This is a genomic window from Bowdeniella massiliensis, assembly GCF_023634005.1.
GTDB classification, from domain to species: Bacteria; Actinomycetota; Actinomycetes; order Actinomycetales; family Actinomycetaceae; genus Bowdeniella; species Bowdeniella massiliensis.
In genome coordinates this window covers 161,015-178,161 of sequence record NZ_JALIQR010000003.1, presented here as the reverse complement: position 1 = coordinate 178,161, position 17,147 = coordinate 161,015, and the positions used below count along the sequence as shown (strand labels likewise).

The window sequence follows — 17,147 nt, the reverse complement described above, 5'->3', positions numbered from 1 at the left end:
TCACCTCGATCGGCGCACAACACTCGGCGAACTTCCCCGGGTTCAAGCTGCCACGGCCACATCCGCGGGCTCATGCCCGTGGGGATAATCTCCGTGCCAGATGCGGTCACGCCGATAGCGCGAAAGCCCAGTGGCACCGGGACCCAAATGATGCGTTGCGGCTACTGGTGCGCAGCGATGTAGGAGAAGATGCCCGAAGCGAGAATCTCTACGGCGATGGCTGCCAGGAGCATTCCGGCTAGGCGCGTCACCAACAGGGTGCCATCCGTACCGAGGACACGGTGAATGATGTCGGCAAACCTCATTGATAGCCACAGCACGAGATGGATGGCGATGAGCGCAATACCGATAGCGGTCCACGACGAGATCCCGTCGGGGGCACGTTGCCACGCCACCATGATCGCGACGATCGAGCCCGGTCCCGCCATGAGGGGGGTAGCAAGCGGTACGAGTGCGACGTTTTGTTTTGTCGCGCCTTCCGCATCCCCACTGCCATCCTTTCCAGCGAGCAGTTCCATGGCGACGATGAGAAGCAAGAGACCGCCGGAGACTTGCAGCGCAGGCAGCGAGATTTGCAGGAAGTTCAGAATGTACTGGCCGAAGACCGTGAAGGTCGCCATGACCCCAAGGCTCGTGGTCGTTGCCTGAAACGCGGCCTTCTTCCGCTGTTTGGAGGTCTGCGTTGACGTGAGGGCCAAATAGACCGGCACGAGGCCGGGCGGGTCCATAATGACGAACAGCGTAAGGAACGTGGTCATCAAGAGCGTGATGTCCACGTACGCGTTCACGGACGCACCACCTTCATGTATCCCTCTTCCTCCATGCGGACAAGCACTGCGGGATCGGTGAGATTTTCTCCCAGTCGATTGGGCTTGCCGCTGCCGTGATAGTCGCTCGATCCGGTGACCTGCAGTCCCAGGTCCGCGGCGATCTCCCGCACCTCTGCGCGGGCAGCGTCACTATGATCCCGATGATCGGCCTCCAACGCAAACAGTCCAGCCCTTGCCATGTCAGCGATGACTGGCACTGGCACCATCCGACGTTGCCGCCCGTATGCCCGAGGATGGGCGAAGACCGGCACTCCCCCGGCATTGCGCACAAGTTCGGTTACCGCCACGGGGTGGGGCGAGTCATAGGGGACGTAGTACGGCGACGAGGGGTGCAAGATCCGCTCGAAGGCTGCGGACCGGTTCGGGATAACCCCGGCCCGCACGAGTGCATCGGCAAGGTGGGGGCGCCCAATCGTCGCTCCCCGACCCGCGTGCGCCACGATGTCCTGCCAGGAGATCGGAAAGTCACGTGCCAACCGTTCACACATCATGCGTCCCCTGCTCGTGCGAGCCTGGCGTGAGTCCGCGAAGATCGCGGCGAGATCTTCATCGTCGGGGTTGTGCAGGTAGGCGAGCAGATGGACCGTGACCCCATCGGCACGGCAGGAAATCTCGACTCCCCGCACCAAACCGACACCGGTGTCGGCCACGTGGGCCTCGGCTTCCGCCCAGCCGGCGGTCGTATCGTGATCCGTGATCCCCACGATGTCGAGCCCGGCGCTTGCGGCCGCGCGCATGAGACCGGCGGGACTGTCGGTGCCATCGGAATGCGAGGTGTGGGCGTGAGGGTCTATCCGGAGGGTCACGACACACCAGTATTGCAGGTAGTGCACAATTGGGGCTATGACTACGGATAACCGCACCGACGATACCTCTCAAGCACTCGATGACCGCGGCTCGAACCGTTCCCAACGCCCCACCTCCGACCGTTTTCGGGACTTCATGACCCAGCACTGGGCGCCGCGCGATACGACGTTGCCCGAACCGAATGATTCCGCCCCCTACGCGAAGCTGCGCCGGGAGGCGATCTCGAAGAAGTTCACCGGGGACCGGCTCGTCATTCCCGCCGGCGGGCTTCAGGTGCGATCCAATGACACCGATTACCCCTTCCGACCGCACTCGGCCTTCGCGCACATGCTCGGCACGGGCACGGACTTCGAACCGGACGCCGTCCTCGTGCTTGACCCCAACGACGACGGGGAGCACGACGCAACGATCTACTTCCACCCCTGTGCATCGCGTGACACCGACCAGTTCTTCGCCGACTCGCGCTACGGCGAGTTTTGGGTCGGTGCCCGGCCCACCCTCGAATACATTCAGGCAGCAACCGGTGTACGCACTGCCCATATCGATGAGCTGAAGGATGCGCTGTCCAAGGACGCCGGCCAGGTCCAGATTCGAATCGTTCCGGGCGCCAGCGACCAGGTCAGCACCCTGGTCAGCGAGATCCGTTCCGAGGTCAGCCAACAGGTCGCAAGCGAGGTCGATGAGGCCTTGGCAGAGGCGCTATCCGAAGCCCGCCTCATCAAGGACGAATGGGAAATCGAGCAGATGAAGCTCGCTGTGGCCGCGACGGCCGAGGGTTTTGAGGACATGATCCGTTCCCTGCCGCGGGCCACGACCCACCACCGCGGCGAGCGCGTGCTCGAGGGCGCCTTTGGCGCAAAAGCCCGCGAGGAAGGCAACACCGTTGGCTACGACACCATCGCGGCCGCCGGCAACAATGCCAACACGCTGCACTGGACGGCTAACACCGGCAAGGTCAACGAGGGCGAGCTCGTCTTGATCGACGCTGGCATTGAAATCGACTCCCTCTACACCGCGGACATCACGCGCACCCTGCCCATCAGCGGCACGTTCTCGCCCGCCCAACGCCGCGTCTACGACGCCGTGTTAAAAGCCTGCGAGGCCGCGCTTGAGGCGTCCCACGGCACCGGCGTGAAATTCCGTGACGTGCACGCCGCCGCGATGGAAGTCATCGCCCACGAACTCGAAGACATGGGAATCCTGCCCGTGACCGCCGAAGAGTCGCTGCAGCCGGATTGCCAGCTGCACCGCCGCTGGATGGTCCACGGCACGAGCCACCACCTCGGGATTGACGTGCACGACTGCGCGCAGGCGCGAAAGGACATGTACCTGGATGCCGAGTTGCAGCCGGGCATGTGCTACACGATCGAGCCGGGGCTGTACTTCCATGCCGATGATCTCGCCGTTCCCGAGGAATACCGCGGCATCGGCGTGCGCATCGAAGACGACATCATCATTACCGAGGACCACCGCGCGATCCGGCTGTCGGAAGACATTCCGCGCACGGCCGATGACATCGAGGCCTGGATGGCGAAGATTCTGGCCAGCTGATCGCCATCTAGCGGGTCCGAGTTGGTGTCGTTAGATTCCGTCGGGGACCTCAGCTAAGTGACCAATGATGGTCTCCCTGCCACATGCTGAGAATTCAACGAGAACAGCGTAAATCAACGTAGATCTGTCTTCCTATTTCTGCGATAGATCCCGATACGCCACATAGAGGTTTGCTCCGACATACCATCACGACTTCGTTGATCATCTCCGTTTCCGGACGTCGCTGGATTGCTTAGGACGCGTGGTGTGTGACACTGTGGCGACATACCGGCCTATACCCAGTTATCGGCTCGAGGTCGCGACGAGAGCTAGACTGGGCGCAGACGCGCGGCCAGCCCGCGACTGCCACGATTTGGTCCCGGATTCGACCTTTGTCCTCTCAAAAACCCACCCATACACCTTGGCGCATTTTTGGGCGATCTCGGCACGTGACGACATTGACGGCTCGATTCTTCTACCCGATCACACTCAACGTTTCGCGGGCTCATCCTGCTACGAATCGTCGATTCATTGAGATCTTGAACACGTATCGGTATACCAGTCAATACGGACTTGCCGACATCCCCGACGTAGTCCAAAACTGGCGACAATCAGGGGGGAAGCTCCGTGAGATCACATCACTTCTATTCGGTTCCGTCCATTTTCCTTCTATCGCTGAGCATATTCGCTCTATTGATACCCACCAACGCGGTTTCCAGAGATCTCGCGGGCTCTCCCGAGGTTAACGAAACCCACCAAGTAAGCGATGAGCCATCACCCCGTCCTTCTCCTCATTGCTTTCTAGCAGCCCAATCTGATTCGAGTTCCGCCGCGCCAGATGCCTCCACGACTAGCCGAGGATGCAAGAAATGGAATCGAGCTTGCCTTAACAAAACAGCCAGTAGCGGTTGTGTATGGGGTGGCTGCGCGACGTTGTACTGGAATACACCGGCCCTAGCCCTCTGCCTGATAACCACGTGCGGAATCTCAGTATGGGAGTGCTGTGAAGAGTATGCAAGGCCCGACCCTTTGGATCCCGACGCTGCGGATCCCTCGGGCCATAAGGCAGAACAATGATGACACCGCCACGGATCCGGATTGCAGCCGCTGCGCTCTGGATTCCCTTGAGTTACGCCATTGGCGTGTGGTTCGTGCAGCACCTGCCCACGGACGTTTCACAACGTGCCCTGGCCGTCGTGGCACTGATGGGTGCGGCCATCAGCCTAGGCGGCGGTGAGGCCGCGCGAATCACGCAGTCTTATCGCCCCTACGTGCCGGTCACCTACCTCGGCTTGGCTTTCGCGGCGGCTGCAATGCTCGGTTACCTCGTCACGTTGTTGTTCGCCGGGCACGACGGCTGGCTCACCCTCGCGGCGCCCCTGGCGTTCTCGCTCCTGGCAGCGAGTCTCGTGAGGACGCGCGCCAATGAGGCTGCGACCCCAGTGAATCAGGAATCGATCGGGTTGCCGTCCTCATCCAGCCGCACTCCATAGCGCGGCGGGGTGGACAAATCCGCCTCGGGCGACGGCGCCGACTGGTTTGGCGTTGCCGCCCGGATTCCGGCCTTGGCCAGGATCTCGCGGGCCGCGTTTGCATGCTCGGGCTCGCAAATCACCGCATAGTGGGCGGCGACGACCTGCGAGGAGGACGTGAAGTCGCGCTTGCCCTGAGTGAACATGTAGGAGACGGCGCCGAAAAGGGCGCCCATGATGACGCCGACGAGCAGGCCCGCCGCCAACGCGGCAACGGCCCCATCCGGCAGCACGATCCACATGAGGATGCCATACATCAAACCGAGCCAGGCGCCCGTGCCGGCGCCCGCCATCGAGGCTCGCGTCAGGGTGAGGCGTCCAATAATGCGCTCGACCATCTTCAGGTTCGTGCCGATAATTGAGGTGTGCTGGACCGGGAATTCGGCATCCGACAGGGCGTCGACAGCTTCCTGGGCCTTCAGGTAGGAATCAAAGGAGGCCAGCTCGATGCCTTGCGGGATCGAGGGGGTCACCATCCGGGACGGGGGTACGGTACGCATGCGGCTATTATCTCGCGCCGCGAGGATCCCGCGCGCGGTGGTTCTCGATTAGCCTAAAGACGTGACTGCCTCGCCCGTTTCCACTCAGCAACGCGTCTTCGTCGCGCGCCTCGTTGGTACGGCCGTCTTCGATCCCCTCGGGGACCAGGTGGGCCGCGTCCACGACGTCGTCGTGATCTTTGATGCGCGAAGTTTGCCGCGGGCGATCGGCCTCGTCGTTGAGGTCACCGGCCGGCGTCGGGTATTCGTGCCGCTCACGCGCGTCACCTCGATTTCTGCGGGCGCCGTCATCACGACCGGCCTGCTCAACATTCGCCGTTTCCAACTGCGCAGCGTCGAAACGCTCGTTGCCGGTGAGCTCTTTGAACGTTCGGTCACCTTCCGCGACGGCAGCGGCGAGGCGATCGTCAAGGACGTCGCGATCGAGCAGCAGCGCAATGGCGACTGGCATGTCAGCGCGCTCGCCGTCGTGCGAAAGAACACGATCGGGCTGTTCCGACGCGGCCACTCCGTTGTCGTTGCCCCCAATGAAATCACCGGGCTGGAAGACCAGCTCGCGCGGCAAGGAGCCGCCAGCCTGCTCGCGTCCTTTGCGGGCCTGAAGCCGGCCGATATCGCCGACCTCGTGCGCGATCTGCCCGAGGAGCGACGCATCGAGGTTGCTCACGAAATGTCCGATGACGCGCTCGCCGACGTGCTCGAGGAACTGGGCGAAGAGGACCGGGTTAGCATCGTTCAGGCCCTGGAACCGCGCCGCGCCGCCGATGTGCTCGATGTGATGCAGCCCGACGATGCCGCGGACCTCGTCTCGGAGCTGCCAACCGATATCGCGGCCGAACTGCTAGAACTCATGGAGCCCGAGGAAGCGGCGGACGTGCGCCGCCTGCTCGCCTACGAGGAACACACAGCGGGTGGCCTCATGACGACCGAGCCCGTCATCCTGCCGCCCGACGCGACCGTCGCGGGACTGCTCGCGCACGTGCGTCGCCAGGACGTGCCGCCCGCGCTGGCGGCCATGGCCTATATCGTGCGCCCGCCGCTGGAGGTGCCGACCGGCAAGTTGCTCGGCGTCGTCCACATCCAGCGGGCCCTGCGCGAACCGCCGCAGACGCTCGTCGGCACGATCCTCGATACCTCCGTCGAGCCCCTGGACGTAACCGACACGATCGGCACGATCACGCGCCTGCTCGCAACCTATAACCTCACCGCGATGCCCGTCGTGGACGAGGCGGGGCGCCTCCTGGGCGCGGTCAGCGTCGACGACGTCCTCGATCACCTCCTGCCCGAGGACTGGCGCGATGCGGACGAGACGCAAACTGATGACGAGATGGATAGGTGGGCTGATGGCTGATCGACTCGACACCCCGCTAACCACTCGCAAATCCTGGGTTCCCAAGGTCGACCTGGAATCCGAGGGCGTCGGCCGCGTCGCCGAAGCGATCGCGCGCTTTACCGGCACCCCGCAATTCCTCGTGTGGCTCTCCGTCTTCGTCTTCGGTTGGCTCGTGTGGAATACCTGGGGGCCGGAGAACTTGCGCTTTGACAAGGTGGAACTGGGCTTTACGACGCTGACCCTTATGCTCTCGCTACAGGCGTCCTACGCTGCGCCGCTTATCCTGCTTGCGCAAAACCGCCAGGACGACCGCGACCGCGTGACCGCCGAGCAGGATCGGCAGCGCGCGGAGCGAAATCTCGCTGACACGGAATACGTCGCCCGCGAGCTCGCTGCCCTTCGCCTAGCACTCCAAGATGTTGCCACCCGCGACTTCGTCCGCTCCGAGATTCGCGACATGCTGGAAGAGCTCCAGGCCAGCCGCGAGGAAGAGGACGAGGAGTTAGCCGAGCGCGAACGGTAGGTGAAAAGCCACGTAGCATGGAGGGTATGACTGTAGCTCCCCCGTCGATAGAAGCCATCACCGCCCAACTCGATACGGTCCTCGATCCGGAAATCAAAAAACCCATCACCGATCTCGGGATGGTGCGCTCCGTCGAGGTTGACGACGCCGGCAATGTCACTGTCGGCATTGATCTGACGACGGCCGGTTGTCCGCTGAAGGACACGATCACCGGCGACGTGACCGAGGCCGTGCGCAAGGTCGAGGGCGCAACGAGCTGCAAGGTCGAGATGGGCGTCATGAGCGAGGAGCAGAAAAAGGAGCTGCGCACCAAGCTGCGCGGCGGCGTTCCCGAGCCCGAGATTCCCTTCACTAAGCCCGGTAACCTCACCCGCGTCTATGCCATCACTTCCGGTAAGGGCGGGGTTGGCAAGTCGTCCGTGACCGCGAACCTCGCTGCCGCGATGGCCGCGCAAGGCCTGAAGGTCGGAGTCGTCGATGCCGACATTTACGGCTTCTCCATCCCGCGCATGCTCGGCGTCACGCACGCGCCGCAAAAGATCGATGACATGATCGTGCCGCCCATCGCCAACGGGGTGAAGGTCATTTCGATCGGCATGTTTGTGCCTGACAACACCGCCGTCGTGTGGCGCGGACCGATGCTGCACCGTGCGGTCCAGCAGTTCCTTGGGGACGTCTACTGGGGCGATCTCGATGTCCTGCTGCTCGACCTGCCGCCCGGCACGGGTGACGTCGCGATTAGCGTTGGCCAGCTCCTGCCCAATGCGGAGATCGTCGTCGTCACGACCCCGCAGGCCGCGGCAGCGGAGGTTGCTGAACGGGCCGGCTCGATCGCGGGTCAGACGCGCCAGCACGTCGTTGGGGTCGTGGAAAACATGAGCTGGCTGGAGCAAGCCGATGGCTCTCGTCTGGAGCTCTTCGGCTCCGGCGGCGGCCAGACCGTCGCCGAGCGCCTCACGACGATCCTCGGTTACCCCGTCGAACTCAAGGCACAGGTCCCCATCGATTCGGGGGTCGCCGATGGCGGCGATACCGGCACGCCGATCGTTCTCGCCCATCCGGAATCACCGGCTGCGCAAGCCATGACCGAGCTTGCGCATTCCCTGGGCCACCGCGCCCGCGGTCTTGCCGGACGCTCGTTGGGTTTATCCCCGAGGTAGGTCATGGGGCCGTTTTCCGGGGCTGAGCTCCTCATCATCATCGTCATCGCTCTGATCGTTATCGGTCCAGAGAACATGCCCAAAGCGGCCGCGCAGTTCGGTCGTTTTGTGCGCCAGGCGAAGGATTTTACGACGCAGGCGAAAGACCGCGTCAAAGAGGAGCTCGGCCCGGATCTCAACGACCTCGATCTGAAGAGCCTGGATCCCCGGCAGTACGATCCGCGTCGGATCGTACGGGATGCGCTGCGCGACGATCCGCCGCCGGTAGCCGCCGCGCCTACGGCCCTCGCACCGCCGGTGCGTGAGGCCCCCGGGATGCCCGCGAGCCCTGCGACACCGCTCGCGGCTGCCACTCCGGTGGCGATGTCGCCAGGAGCCGCTCGCCGCAATCCCTACCAGTTCACTCCGGGCGAGCCGGGCGCCTTTGATGACGAGGCAACCTAGCTCGGCGCCCTGACGTTACTTCGCGCGCGCCTCATCCAAGGTGACTTCGGCCTTGACCTGCTCGCCATTGCGATCGGCGATGACTGAGATGGTCTGGCCAGGCTGCAAGGAGCGCAGGTAGACGATGAACTCGGTTGGTGAGCCGATCCGCTTCCCGTTCACCGTGACGATGCGGTCGCCCGCTCGTAATCCGGATGCTTCGGCAGGGCCGCCGGCGACGATGCCGGGAGAATTTTCGGCATCATCGAGAATGCGGGCTCCGACCCGGCGATCGGACATATCGACCATGATCCCCATGATCGGGTAGGTCGCATAGCCCTTGTCGAGAATCTCGTCGGCTGTGCGTGCGACTTGGCTCGAAGGAATCGCGAATCCGAGGCCGATCGACCCGACCCCCTGCTGGCTGTTACCCACAGGCTGCGCGATCGCCGAGTTCAGCCCGACCATTTGGCCGGCCATGTTCACGAGCGGTCCGCCGGAGTTTCCAGGATTGATGGCCGCATCCGTTTGCACCGCATTAATGAACGAGGTCGTTTCGGCATCCCCGCTGCGCACCGGCCGATCGGTGGCGGAAACAATGCCTGTTGTGACCGTTCCCGTGAGGCCGAGCGGAGCTCCCACGGCGACGACTTCATCGCCGACCGCGATCGTCGAAGAATCGGCAAGCGGCAAGGCTGTGAGGTCACTGGCGTCAATCGTGATGACGGCGATGTCGTACTCGGATGTCAGGCCCACCACCTTGGCGGGGAGGCGATCTCCCTCCGGAGTGGTGACCATAATGTCGGAGGCAACCGAGCCCGTGGGAGCAATGACGTGAGCGTTCGTCACGATGGTGCCGTCCGACCGGTAGATGAAGCCGGTACCGGAGCCGCCCTCGTTACCGGTATACGCCTCGATGTAGACCGTCGAATTAAGGACCGACTTGGCGACCTTGCCGACATCCGATTGTGCCGCGGTCACCGAAGGCGGGAGTTCGCTGCCCTGCTGAGAAGTGGGAACGCTAGGCAGGGCCCGGTCTCCCAGCCCGAAATACTCTCGTGCGGCGATGCCGCCCGTGACGAGCCCGAGAGCAAAGGCAAGAATGATGGCCATCAGCCAGACCGCGACCGGGGCTCCCTGGCGCCGCTGTTTCCGCCGCCGCGGCGGCTCCGGATAGACCTGCGGTGCGCGCGCCTGGCTCGCGCTTTGTTGGTAGGTCATGGGCGCGGTCTCGTACGCGCCGGGCGGGCTCGGCGAGGCGAAGGACGGCGGCTGTGTCATAGCACTTACCTTAGGGCATGCCGCTGACCCCCTTTTCGATACACTTTGGTTAACGGCGAGTCTGGAGGTTCACCATTACTGGCGATAAGACCCTAAGTTGGGCATTTACGGAAAGCTATATCCCCGAACCCGAGGGGCCAGCTCGCGCGCGGGTACTCGCCGAGGAATTTGGCGTCAGCCCAGTGACCATCGGCGTTGGCGCAACGCTGCGCGCGCTGGCTGCCGCGACCGCCGCCCACTCGGTTGCCGAAATCGGTACGGGAACCGGAACCTCGGCTGCGTGGCTGCTGTCCGGGATGGATGCTGACGGCGTGCTGACCTCAATCGATGTCGAGCCCGAATACCAAGCGGCTGCTCGCGACGTTCTTACCGCAATGAAGGTAAAGCCCGCCCAGGCCCGTCTCATCGGGGGCCGGGCGCTCGATGTCCTCCCGCGACTTGCCGGTGGCGCATATGATCTCGTCTTCGTTGACGGGGACCCGGAGGAAACCCCGGAGTACGTCACGCACGCGATCCGTATGCTCCGCCCCGGCGGCATCCTCATCGTCGCGAATGCGCTATGGCACGATCTGGTTCCCGAACCGGCCCGCCGCGATGAGGATACGGTTCGGATGCGCGAGCTCGTGCGCTCGGTGCGTGATGATGACCGGCTCACCCCCATGCTGCTAGGCGCTGGCGACGGGCTACTCGTCGCCATTAACCGGCCACCGACACGCTAACTAGTCGCGAAGAATCCCCCGCCGGCCCATCGGGCCTGCGGGGGATTTTCGGTGCTGTAGCTCTTAGGCGACGACGGGCTTGAGTGCCTCGTAGAGATCCTGAGCTTCCTGCTGGGAGATTTCGACGACGAGTCGGCCACCGCCTTCGAGCGGTACCCTCATGACTAAGCCACGGCCTTCTTTCGTGACTTCCAGCGGACCCTCCCCCGTGCGGGGCTTCATGGCGGCCATGCGTAAAATCCTTCCACCAACGTGATTGTCGCCTCTATTCTAACCCCGCCGCGCCAACCAAGCCCGCCTAAGTCGCGTCGTTACATTCCATCCGTCGTGGAAACCTGGTGGCGCAGCTCATCGATCGCATTGGTCATGAGCTCCACGGCCTCTTCGGCGGTATCGACGAGGTGGATGCGGTCGAGGTCGGCCTCCCCGATCTTGCCTTCGGCCTGCATGGTGGTGCGCAGCCAGGTGACGAGGCCCTCCCAGTAGGTGCGTCCGACGAGGACGATCGGGAAGGATCGGACCTTCTTTGTTTGCACGAGCGTTGCTGCTTCAAAGAGTTCATCGAGCGTGCCGAACCCGCCGGGCAGGACGATGAAGCCTTCGGAGTATTTGACGAACATCGTCTTGCGGGCGAAGAAATAGCGGAAGTTGACGCCGAGGTCGACCCACTGGTTCAGGCCCTGCTCGAAGGGTAGTTCGATGCCCAGCCCGACGCTGCGCCCACCGGCCTCACAGGCGCCCTTGTTGGCGGCCTCCATGACGCCGGGCCCGCCCCCGGTGATGACGGCATAATCCCGCTCGGCGAGCAGGCGTCCGACCTCTTCGCCAAGTTCGTATTCGGCCGTGCCCTGGGGCGTGCGGGCCGAGCCGAAGACCGAGACTGCAGGGCCCAGCTCCGCGAGCGCGCCGAAGCCTTCGACGAACTCCGATTGGATGCGCATGACCCGCCACGGGTCGGAATGCAGCCAGTCGATATCTTGCGCCGGATCGAGCAGTCGGGCGTCGGTCGTTTCCTCGGGGACCATCCGCCCGCGCAGCATGACGGGGCCTTTACGATAGGTGCGTCTACGTGGTGCCATGAGCCCCATCTTGCCGGAGCCAGGCGAGGAGCGCCGCGTGGCATGCCTCGATGTGGCTAATTGGGCAGTTCTCCTCATCGGTGTGCGCAAGCGTCGGATCGCCCGGCCCGAAATTGACCGCCGGGATGCCCGCCGCCGACAGGCGCGCCACATCCGTCCAGCCGTATTTTGGTCCGACGCTCGCCCCGGCATGCCGCTTGGCTGCCGCGACGAAATCCTGCGCGAGGTCGGAGGTCAGGCCCGGGCGTGCGCCGTCGGCGGCATCCTCCAGGCTCACGCTGGCCTCGATGCCTTCGAGGAGCTCTGTGACGCGGCGATAGGCCTGCTCGCTCGTGGAATCGGGCGCGTAGCGGTAGTTAATCCAGATCCGGCAGGCATCGGGGATGACGTTAAAAGCAATGCCGCCCTCGATTTTTACGATCGACAGCGATTCGCGATAGTCCAAGCCGTCGACGGTGACGGTGCGCGGCTCGTAGCGCGCGAGCCGATCAAGAACCGGGGCAGCGAGGTGAATGGCGTTGCTGCCCAGCCAGTGCCGCGCCGAATGGGCGGCCCGCCCGGTGACGTCGACGCGCACTCGCAGCGTGCCGTTGCAGCCACCTTCGATGGCGGCGCTCGTGGGCTCGGTGAGGATCCCGAATTCGGCGTCCGTCATGAGCTCGGGGTGAGTATCGAGCAGGCGCTTGAGGCCCGAGCGGTCGGTATCGACTTCTTCGTGATCGTAAAACACCCACGTGACGTCGATGGCGGGCTCGGGAAGCCTCACCGCGAGCGCCAGTTGGACGGCGCAGCCGGATTTCATGTCGACGCTGCCGCGGCCCCAAATGACGTCCTCGCCGTCGATGACTAGCCGGCGGTGCGGGATGTTGTTCGCGACGGGCACGGTATCGAGGTGTCCCGCGATGATGACGCGGCGATCCCGACCGGCGTTCGTGCGCGCCAGGATCGCGTCGCCGGCGCGCACGACGTGCAGGTGGCCGCAGGCGCGCAGATGGCGTTCCACCTCGTCGGCGAGATGACCTTCGTGGTCGGAAACCGAGTAGATATCGACCATCGCCGCGGTGAGGTCCGCGGGTGACGTCGTGGCCGGGTCCGGTAGCGTGCGCTCAGCGCTAGTAGACATCGTCGTCGTCCACGTGATGCAGCGTGCGGGCGGCCTCCCCGAGCGTTCCCGACAGCGAGGGATAGATCGTGAAGGCGTTCGCGACTTCGTCGACGGTGAGCCGCTGCGTGACGGCGATCGTCAGCGGGAAGATGAGTTCGGAGGCGCGCGGCGCCACCACGACGGCGCCGATGACGACGCCCGTGGCGGCGTCGGAGAAGACCTTGACGAAGCCTTCCTTGATGCCGAGCATCTTCGCGCGCGGGTTGCGGGCGACGGGCAGGCGCGTGATCGCGCCATCGACCTCGCCGGATTCGATCTGGGCCTGGGTGACGCCGATCGTCGCGATCTCGGGGGCGGTGAAGATATTGGCGGCGACGGCCGTCAGTGACAGGGGCGAGACGGCATCGCCGAGTGCGTGCCACATCGCGATCCGGCCCTGCATTGCGGCGACGGAAGCCAGCGGGTAGACGCCCGTGCAGTCACCGGCCGCATAGACGCGAAACGCCGTCGTGCGCGAGACCCGGTCGACCTCGATATGGCCGGAATCGCGCAGTTTGACGCCGGCTTCCTCCAGGCCGATCCCGGCGGTGTTCGGGATCGCGCCCACCGCCATGAGGCAGTGCGAGCCGGTGATTTCGCGGCCGTCAGCGAGCGTGACGCGCACGCCGTCATCGGTGCGCGTGACCGACTGCGCGCGCGATTCGGACAGCACGCTCATGCCGCGGCGGCGGAAGATCGTCTCGATGAGTTCTGCGGCGTCTTCGTCCTCGCCCGGTAGCACCCGCACCCGAGAGGAGACGAGGGTGACGTCCGCGCCGAGCTGGACGTAGGCGCCCGCAAACTCCGCTCCGGTGACGCCCGAGCCGACGACGATGAGGTGCTCGGGTAGCTCCGTCAGCTCATAGAGCTGCTTCCACGTGAGGATGCGTTCGCCATCGGGTTTGGCGTCGGCGAGCTCGCGCGGGGTCGCGCCCGTGGCGATCAAGACCATCTCGGCTTCGAGCTCGAGGACGCGTTCGGCGGTTTCGGCGTAGACGATTCGGCTGCCGCCGGCGCTCGTGGCGGGCCCAAGGCGGCCGCGGCCGCTGATGATCCGGATGCCCTCTTTTTCTAGCCGGACCGCGATATCGCGCTCCTGCTGCGCGGCGAGCGCGCGGACTCGTTCGTTGACCTTGCCAAGGTCCACGCTCGGGGCCCCATCGCCGGCATGAATGCCGAGTTCGGCCGCCGATTCGGTCAGCGTCATCCACTCGGCCGTGGCGATGAGCGTCTTAGAGGGCACGACATCGGTCAAGACGGCAGAGCCGCCCATCCCGCGGTCCTCGATGACGGTGACGTCCGCGCCGAGCTGGCGTGCCACGAGGGCGGCTTCGTAGCCGCCCGGTCCGCCACCGATGATGACGACGCGGGAGCCGGCACGTACCGGAGAGGAGCCGGATGATTGGGCGCCGGCGGGGCTGTCGGGCGGCAGGGCGGTGCTCGATTGTTCAGATGTCACAGTCACGCTCCTCATTGTCGCAAAAGTCTGCGCCGCTCGTGCCAAGGTCACACTCGTTTAACGTCTTAACGAAGGAGGAGTAAAAACTTCCGTGGAACAATAAAGCTATGACTCACGAACTACCTGAAACTGACCCGCGTTCCCTCGCCGATGAGGCCGCGCGGGCCCTTGCCGAGGCAACGGGCGTGGCTCGTCACGACATTGCCCTCGTCCTCGGATCCGGCTGGGGCGGCGCCGCCGAACTCCTAGGCGAAACCGTCGCTGAGATCGACGCCGAAGACATCCCGGGCTTCCGCAAGGCAGCGGTCGCGGGCCACGGCGGCAAGATCACCTCGATCAAGGTCTCCGGCTCGGACAAGCACGCGCTCGTGCTCGGCGCTCGTACCCACTACTACGAGGGCCACGGCGTGCGCGCCGTCGCCCACGGGATCCGCGCGGCGGCCGCTGCGGGCTGCACCCAGCTCGTGCTGACGAACGGCTGCGGCGGCTTGCGGCCCGAATGGGGGCCCGGCACTCCCGTGCTGATCTCCGATCACATCAACCTCACGATGGACTCGCCGCTGGAGGGTGCCACCTTCGTCGACCTCACCGATGTGTATTCGCCGCGTCTGCGAGCCCTCGCCCGCGATATCGATGACAGCCTGGATGAGGGCGTCTACGTGCAGTGGCGGGGCCCGCACTACGAGACCCCAGCCGAGGTCCAGATGTCCAAGATCATCGGCGGCGACCTCGTCGGCATGTCCACGGCGCTGGAGGCCATCGCCGCCCGCGAGGCCGGCATGGAGATCCTCGGAATCTCGCTCGTCACCAACCCCGCGGCGGGCATCTCCCCCACCCCACTTGATCACGCAGAAGTCCTTGCGGCCGGCCGCGCCGCCGGACCGCGCATCGCGCGACTGCTTGCCGATATTGTCACCACCATGGCCAAGGAGAATTAACCCATGCGCTACGACGAGGGATACATCCAGAGCTGGATCGAGGACGATCCGGATCCCATCACCGCCCAGGAACTGACCGATATGCTTGCCGCTGCCAAGGGCGGCGACGATGGCGCGGCCGCCGAACTCACCGACCGTTTTTCCGGGACGCTGCAATTCGGTACGGCCGGCCTGCGCGGCGCGCTTGGCGGCGGCCCCAACCGCATGAACCGTGCGGTCGTCATGCGCGCGGCCAAGGGACTGTGCAACTACCTGAAGAACTCCATCGGGGACGGCTTTGTCGTGACGATCGGTTATGACGCGCGCCACGGCTCCAAGCAGTTCGCCGAGGACACCGCCGCAATCGTGACCGCGTCCGGCGGCATTGCCCACCTCATGCCTCGCACCCTACCCACGCCGGTCCTCGCGTTCTCGGTGCGCGATCTCGACGCGGACGCCGGCGTCATGGTGACGGCCTCCCACAACCCGCCGCAGGACAACGGCTACAAGGTCTACCTCGGCGGTCGCATGGTCGATGAGGCGGGCCGGGGCGCACAGATCGTCGAGCCCCATGACGCCGGGATCGCGGCCGAGATTGCCCGGATCGAGCGCGTCGCCGATATCGAGCGGGCCGATTCCGGCTGGCACCTCATCGGCGAGGATCTCATCGACCGCTACATCGAGCGTGCCATCTCCCTCGTACCCAAGGGCCGGGCCGGATCGTTGAAGGTCGTCCTCACCGCCATGCACGGTGTGGGCGCCGAGACCTGCATGCGGGCGCTCAATGGTGCGGGCTTCGATGATGTCCACCTCGTTGCCGAGCAGGCCGAGCCGGACCCGGAGTTCCCCACCGTGAACTTCCCGAACCCGGAAGAGCCCGGTGCCCTGGACCTGTCCTTCGCGCTCGCGAAGAAAATCGGCGCCGATCTCATCATCGCCAACGACCCGGACGCCGATCGGTGCTCGGCCGCCATCCCGCTGCGCGGCGGCGGCTGGCGCCAGCTCACCGGCGACGAGGTCGGCCAGCTCCTTGGCGAACAGGTCGCACCGCTCGCTGCCTTGCGCGGCGAAGGCGTGCTCGCGTGTTCGATCGTCTCCTCGCGGATGCTCGGCAAGATCGCGTCCTCCCACGGCCTTAACTACGTCGAGACGCTCACCGGCTTTAAGTGGATCTCGCGCGTTCCCGGGCTGACCTACGGCTATGAGGAGGCGCTCGGGTACTGCTGCGATCCGGAGTACGTGAAGGACAAGGACGGAATCACCGCCTCCGTGCGGCTGTGCCTGCTGGCCTCAGATCTGGCCGACAAGGGCCTGACGATTGAGGACCAGCTCGATTACCTGTCTGCCCGCCACGGCGTGCACGCGACGAACCCCCTGACCGTGCGAGTCAAGGACCTCTCCCTCATCGGCGAGGCCATGTCTAAGCTGCGCGGTGGCGGCCTCAGCGAGCTCGCGGGCTCGCCCATCGTCTCGGTTGAGGACCTGTCCGAAGGCAGCAAGGATCTGCCGCCGACCGACGGCATGCGCTTCATTACCGAGGCGAACGATCGCGTCATCGTCCGCCCCTCTGGCACAGAGCCGAAGCTCAAGTGCTACCTCGAATCGATCGTGAAGGTCCCCGATCAGGACCTCGCGCTCGTCGCCCAAAGCCGTGATCAGGCAACCGAGCGAGTCGCCCGCGTGCGCGCGGATCTCGCTACCTTCCTCGGCGTCTAGTTCACTGCGCCCCGGCCCACCAAGGGCCGGGGCGCCCTCGTGAAAGCCCCGTCATGTCTCACGCCGAACCAGCCAACTCCATCGCTGCTGCGCTGAAGACCTCGTTTCGGGCGGTGGCCTACGCCTGGAAACACTCCCCCCGTTATTCCGCTGGGACGTTGGGCGGCGCGTGATGCCGTCCCGTTCAACCTAGC

General features: G+C 64.8%; 17 protein-coding genes. 9 read left to right on the top strand and 8 right to left on the bottom strand.

Annotated features, from left to right (window positions below):
• Positions 1 to 161: 161 nt before the first annotated feature.
• Entirely contained in the window at positions 162 to 788 is a 627-nt protein-coding gene (locus tag MUN85_RS03090; RefSeq protein ID WP_250505333.1) for a MarC family protein, read from the bottom strand.
• Positions 785 to 1,636: a PHP domain-containing protein gene (locus MUN85_RS03085; RefSeq protein WP_250505332.1), complete on the bottom strand. Its 852-nt coding sequence runs from the start codon at positions 1,634 to 1,636 to the stop codon at positions 785 to 787. Before MUN85_RS03085 ends, MUN85_RS03090 begins: the two co-directional genes overlap by 4 nt.
• Before the next feature lie 37 nt (positions 1,637 to 1,673).
• Here MUN85_RS03085 and MUN85_RS03080 point away from each other — a divergent pair, with 37 nt between their 5' ends.
• Together MUN85_RS03080 and MUN85_RS03075 are read left to right on the top strand one after the other, a co-directional pair.
• Entirely contained in the window at positions 1,674 to 3,188 is a 1,515-nt protein-coding gene (locus tag MUN85_RS03080; protein ID WP_250505331.1) for an aminopeptidase P family protein, read from the top strand.
• 1,052 nt (positions 3,189 to 4,240) lie between these two features.
• On the top strand, positions 4,241 to 4,660 hold the full coding sequence (locus MUN85_RS03075; protein WP_250505330.1) for a hypothetical protein: 420 nt from the start codon (positions 4,241 to 4,243) through the stop codon (positions 4,658 to 4,660).
• On the opposite strand, the gene MUN85_RS03070 is transcribed toward MUN85_RS03075, so the two are convergent.
• Positions 4,615 to 5,199, bottom strand: a complete 585-nt coding sequence (locus tag MUN85_RS03070; RefSeq protein ID WP_250505329.1) for a YflT domain-containing protein — start codon at positions 5,197 to 5,199, stop codon at positions 4,615 to 4,617. The two genes, MUN85_RS03075 and MUN85_RS03070, sit on opposite strands and share 46 nt — an antisense overlap.
• Positions 5,200 to 5,260: 61 nt before the next feature.
• On the opposite strand from MUN85_RS03070, the gene MUN85_RS03065 reads away from it, so the two are divergent.
• Genes MUN85_RS03065 through MUN85_RS03050 form a run of 4 tightly spaced genes read left to right on the top strand, consistent with a single transcriptional unit; the run spans position 5,261 to position 8,659 of the window.
• Entirely contained in the window at positions 5,261 to 6,550 is a 1,290-nt protein-coding gene (locus tag MUN85_RS03065) for a magnesium transporter MgtE N-terminal domain-containing protein (protein ID WP_250505328.1), read from the top strand.
• Complete coding sequence (locus MUN85_RS03060; protein WP_092563198.1) at positions 6,543 to 7,055, top strand: DUF1003 domain-containing protein; 513 nt, start codon at positions 6,543 to 6,545, stop codon at positions 7,053 to 7,055. Before MUN85_RS03065 ends, MUN85_RS03060 begins: the two co-directional genes overlap by 8 nt.
• A gap of 26 nt (positions 7,056 to 7,081) precedes the next feature.
• Positions 7,082 to 8,215 carry a P-loop NTPase gene (locus tag MUN85_RS03055; RefSeq protein ID WP_250505327.1) on the top strand — a complete coding sequence of 378 codons (1,134 nt, stop codon included), beginning with the start codon at positions 7,082 to 7,084 and terminating at the stop codon, positions 8,213 to 8,215.
• Between the two features lie 3 nt (positions 8,216 to 8,218).
• Complete coding sequence (locus tag MUN85_RS03050) at positions 8,219 to 8,659, top strand: twin-arginine translocase TatA/TatE family subunit (RefSeq protein ID WP_250505326.1); 441 nt, start codon at positions 8,219 to 8,221, stop codon at positions 8,657 to 8,659.
• A 15-nt stretch (positions 8,660 to 8,674) separates the two neighbouring features.
• On the opposite strand, the gene MUN85_RS03045 is transcribed toward MUN85_RS03050, so the two are convergent.
• Positions 8,675 to 9,919 (bottom strand): S1C family serine protease, encoded by a 1,245-nt coding sequence (locus MUN85_RS03045; protein ID WP_250505325.1) that lies wholly within the window; start codon positions 9,917 to 9,919, stop codon positions 8,675 to 8,677.
• Between the two features lie 182 nt (positions 9,920 to 10,101).
• On the opposite strand from MUN85_RS03045, the gene MUN85_RS03040 reads away from it, so the two are divergent.
• On the top strand, positions 10,102 to 10,638 hold the full coding sequence (locus MUN85_RS03040; RefSeq protein WP_348647936.1) for an O-methyltransferase: 537 nt from the start codon (positions 10,102 to 10,104) through the stop codon (positions 10,636 to 10,638).
• A gap of 63 nt (positions 10,639 to 10,701) precedes the next feature.
• On the opposite strand, the gene MUN85_RS03035 is transcribed toward MUN85_RS03040, so the two are convergent.
• From MUN85_RS03035 to MUN85_RS03020, 4 genes are all read right to left on the bottom strand, one after another.
• A complete protein-coding gene (locus tag MUN85_RS03035; protein ID WP_092563185.1) occupies positions 10,702 to 10,869 on the bottom strand; it encodes a DUF3117 domain-containing protein in 168 nt (55 codons plus the stop codon).
• Between the two features lie 80 nt (positions 10,870 to 10,949).
• The gene (locus MUN85_RS03030) at positions 10,950 to 11,717 is read right to left on the bottom strand and encodes an LOG family protein (RefSeq protein ID WP_250505324.1); all 768 of its coding nucleotides are present in this window, start codon (positions 11,715 to 11,717) and stop codon (positions 10,950 to 10,952) included.
• Positions 11,704 to 12,840, bottom strand: a complete 1,137-nt coding sequence (gene dapE / locus MUN85_RS03025) for a succinyl-diaminopimelate desuccinylase (RefSeq protein ID WP_250505323.1) — start codon at positions 12,838 to 12,840, stop codon at positions 11,704 to 11,706. Before dapE ends, MUN85_RS03030 begins: the two co-directional genes overlap by 14 nt.
• Positions 12,830 to 14,326 carry an NAD(P)H-quinone dehydrogenase gene (locus MUN85_RS03020; RefSeq protein WP_250505322.1) on the bottom strand — a complete coding sequence of 499 codons (1,497 nt, stop codon included), beginning with the start codon at positions 14,324 to 14,326 and terminating at the stop codon, positions 12,830 to 12,832. The genes dapE and MUN85_RS03020 overlap by 11 nt, the downstream gene beginning before the upstream one ends.
• A gap of 101 nt (positions 14,327 to 14,427) precedes the next feature.
• On the opposite strand from MUN85_RS03020, the gene MUN85_RS03015 reads away from it, so the two are divergent.
• Both MUN85_RS03015 and MUN85_RS03010 read left to right on the top strand, forming a co-directional pair.
• Positions 14,428 to 15,258, top strand: a complete 831-nt coding sequence (locus MUN85_RS03015) for a purine-nucleoside phosphorylase (protein ID WP_250505321.1) — start codon at positions 14,428 to 14,430, stop codon at positions 15,256 to 15,258.
• A 3-nt stretch (positions 15,259 to 15,261) separates the two neighbouring features.
• Positions 15,262 to 16,953 carry a phospho-sugar mutase gene (locus MUN85_RS03010; RefSeq protein WP_250505320.1) on the top strand — a complete coding sequence of 564 codons (1,692 nt, stop codon included), beginning with the start codon at positions 15,262 to 15,264 and terminating at the stop codon, positions 16,951 to 16,953.
• Positions 16,954 to 17,147: the final 194 nt, after the last annotated feature.

Bases quoted from the DNA above. Each gene is read 5' to 3' on its own strand.
- MUN85_RS03010 (WP_250505320.1), top strand. From the start codon at position 15,262: ATGCGCTACGACGAGGGATACATCCAGAGCTGGATCGAGGACGATCCG.
- MUN85_RS03045 (WP_250505325.1), bottom strand. From the start codon at position 9,919: ATGACACAGCCGCCGTCCTTCGCCTCGCCGAGCCCGCCCGGCGCGTAC.
- MUN85_RS03015 (WP_250505321.1), top strand. From the start codon at position 14,428: ATGACTCACGAACTACCTGAAACTGACCCGCGTTCCCTCGCCGATGAG.
- MUN85_RS03075 (WP_250505330.1), top strand. From the start codon at position 4,241: ATGATGACACCGCCACGGATCCGGATTGCAGCCGCTGCGCTCTGGATT.
- MUN85_RS03030 (WP_250505324.1), bottom strand. From the start codon at position 11,717: ATGGCACCACGTAGACGCACCTATCGTAAAGGCCCCGTCATGCTGCGC.
- dapE (WP_250505323.1), bottom strand. From the start codon at position 12,840: ATGTCTACTAGCGCTGAGCGCACGCTACCGGACCCGGCCACGACGTCA.
- MUN85_RS03055 (WP_250505327.1), top strand. From the start codon at position 7,082: ATGACTGTAGCTCCCCCGTCGATAGAAGCCATCACCGCCCAACTCGAT.
- MUN85_RS03035 (WP_092563185.1), bottom strand. From the start codon at position 10,869: ATGGCCGCCATGAAGCCCCGCACGGGGGAGGGTCCGCTGGAAGTCACG.
- MUN85_RS03080 (WP_250505331.1), top strand. From the start codon at position 1,674: ATGACTACGGATAACCGCACCGACGATACCTCTCAAGCACTCGATGAC.
- MUN85_RS03070 (WP_250505329.1), bottom strand. From the start codon at position 5,199: ATGCGTACCGTACCCCCGTCCCGGATGGTGACCCCCTCGATCCCGCAA.
- MUN85_RS03050 (WP_250505326.1), top strand. From the start codon at position 8,219: ATGGGGCCGTTTTCCGGGGCTGAGCTCCTCATCATCATCGTCATCGCT.
- MUN85_RS03060 (WP_092563198.1), top strand. From the start codon at position 6,543: ATGGCTGATCGACTCGACACCCCGCTAACCACTCGCAAATCCTGGGTT.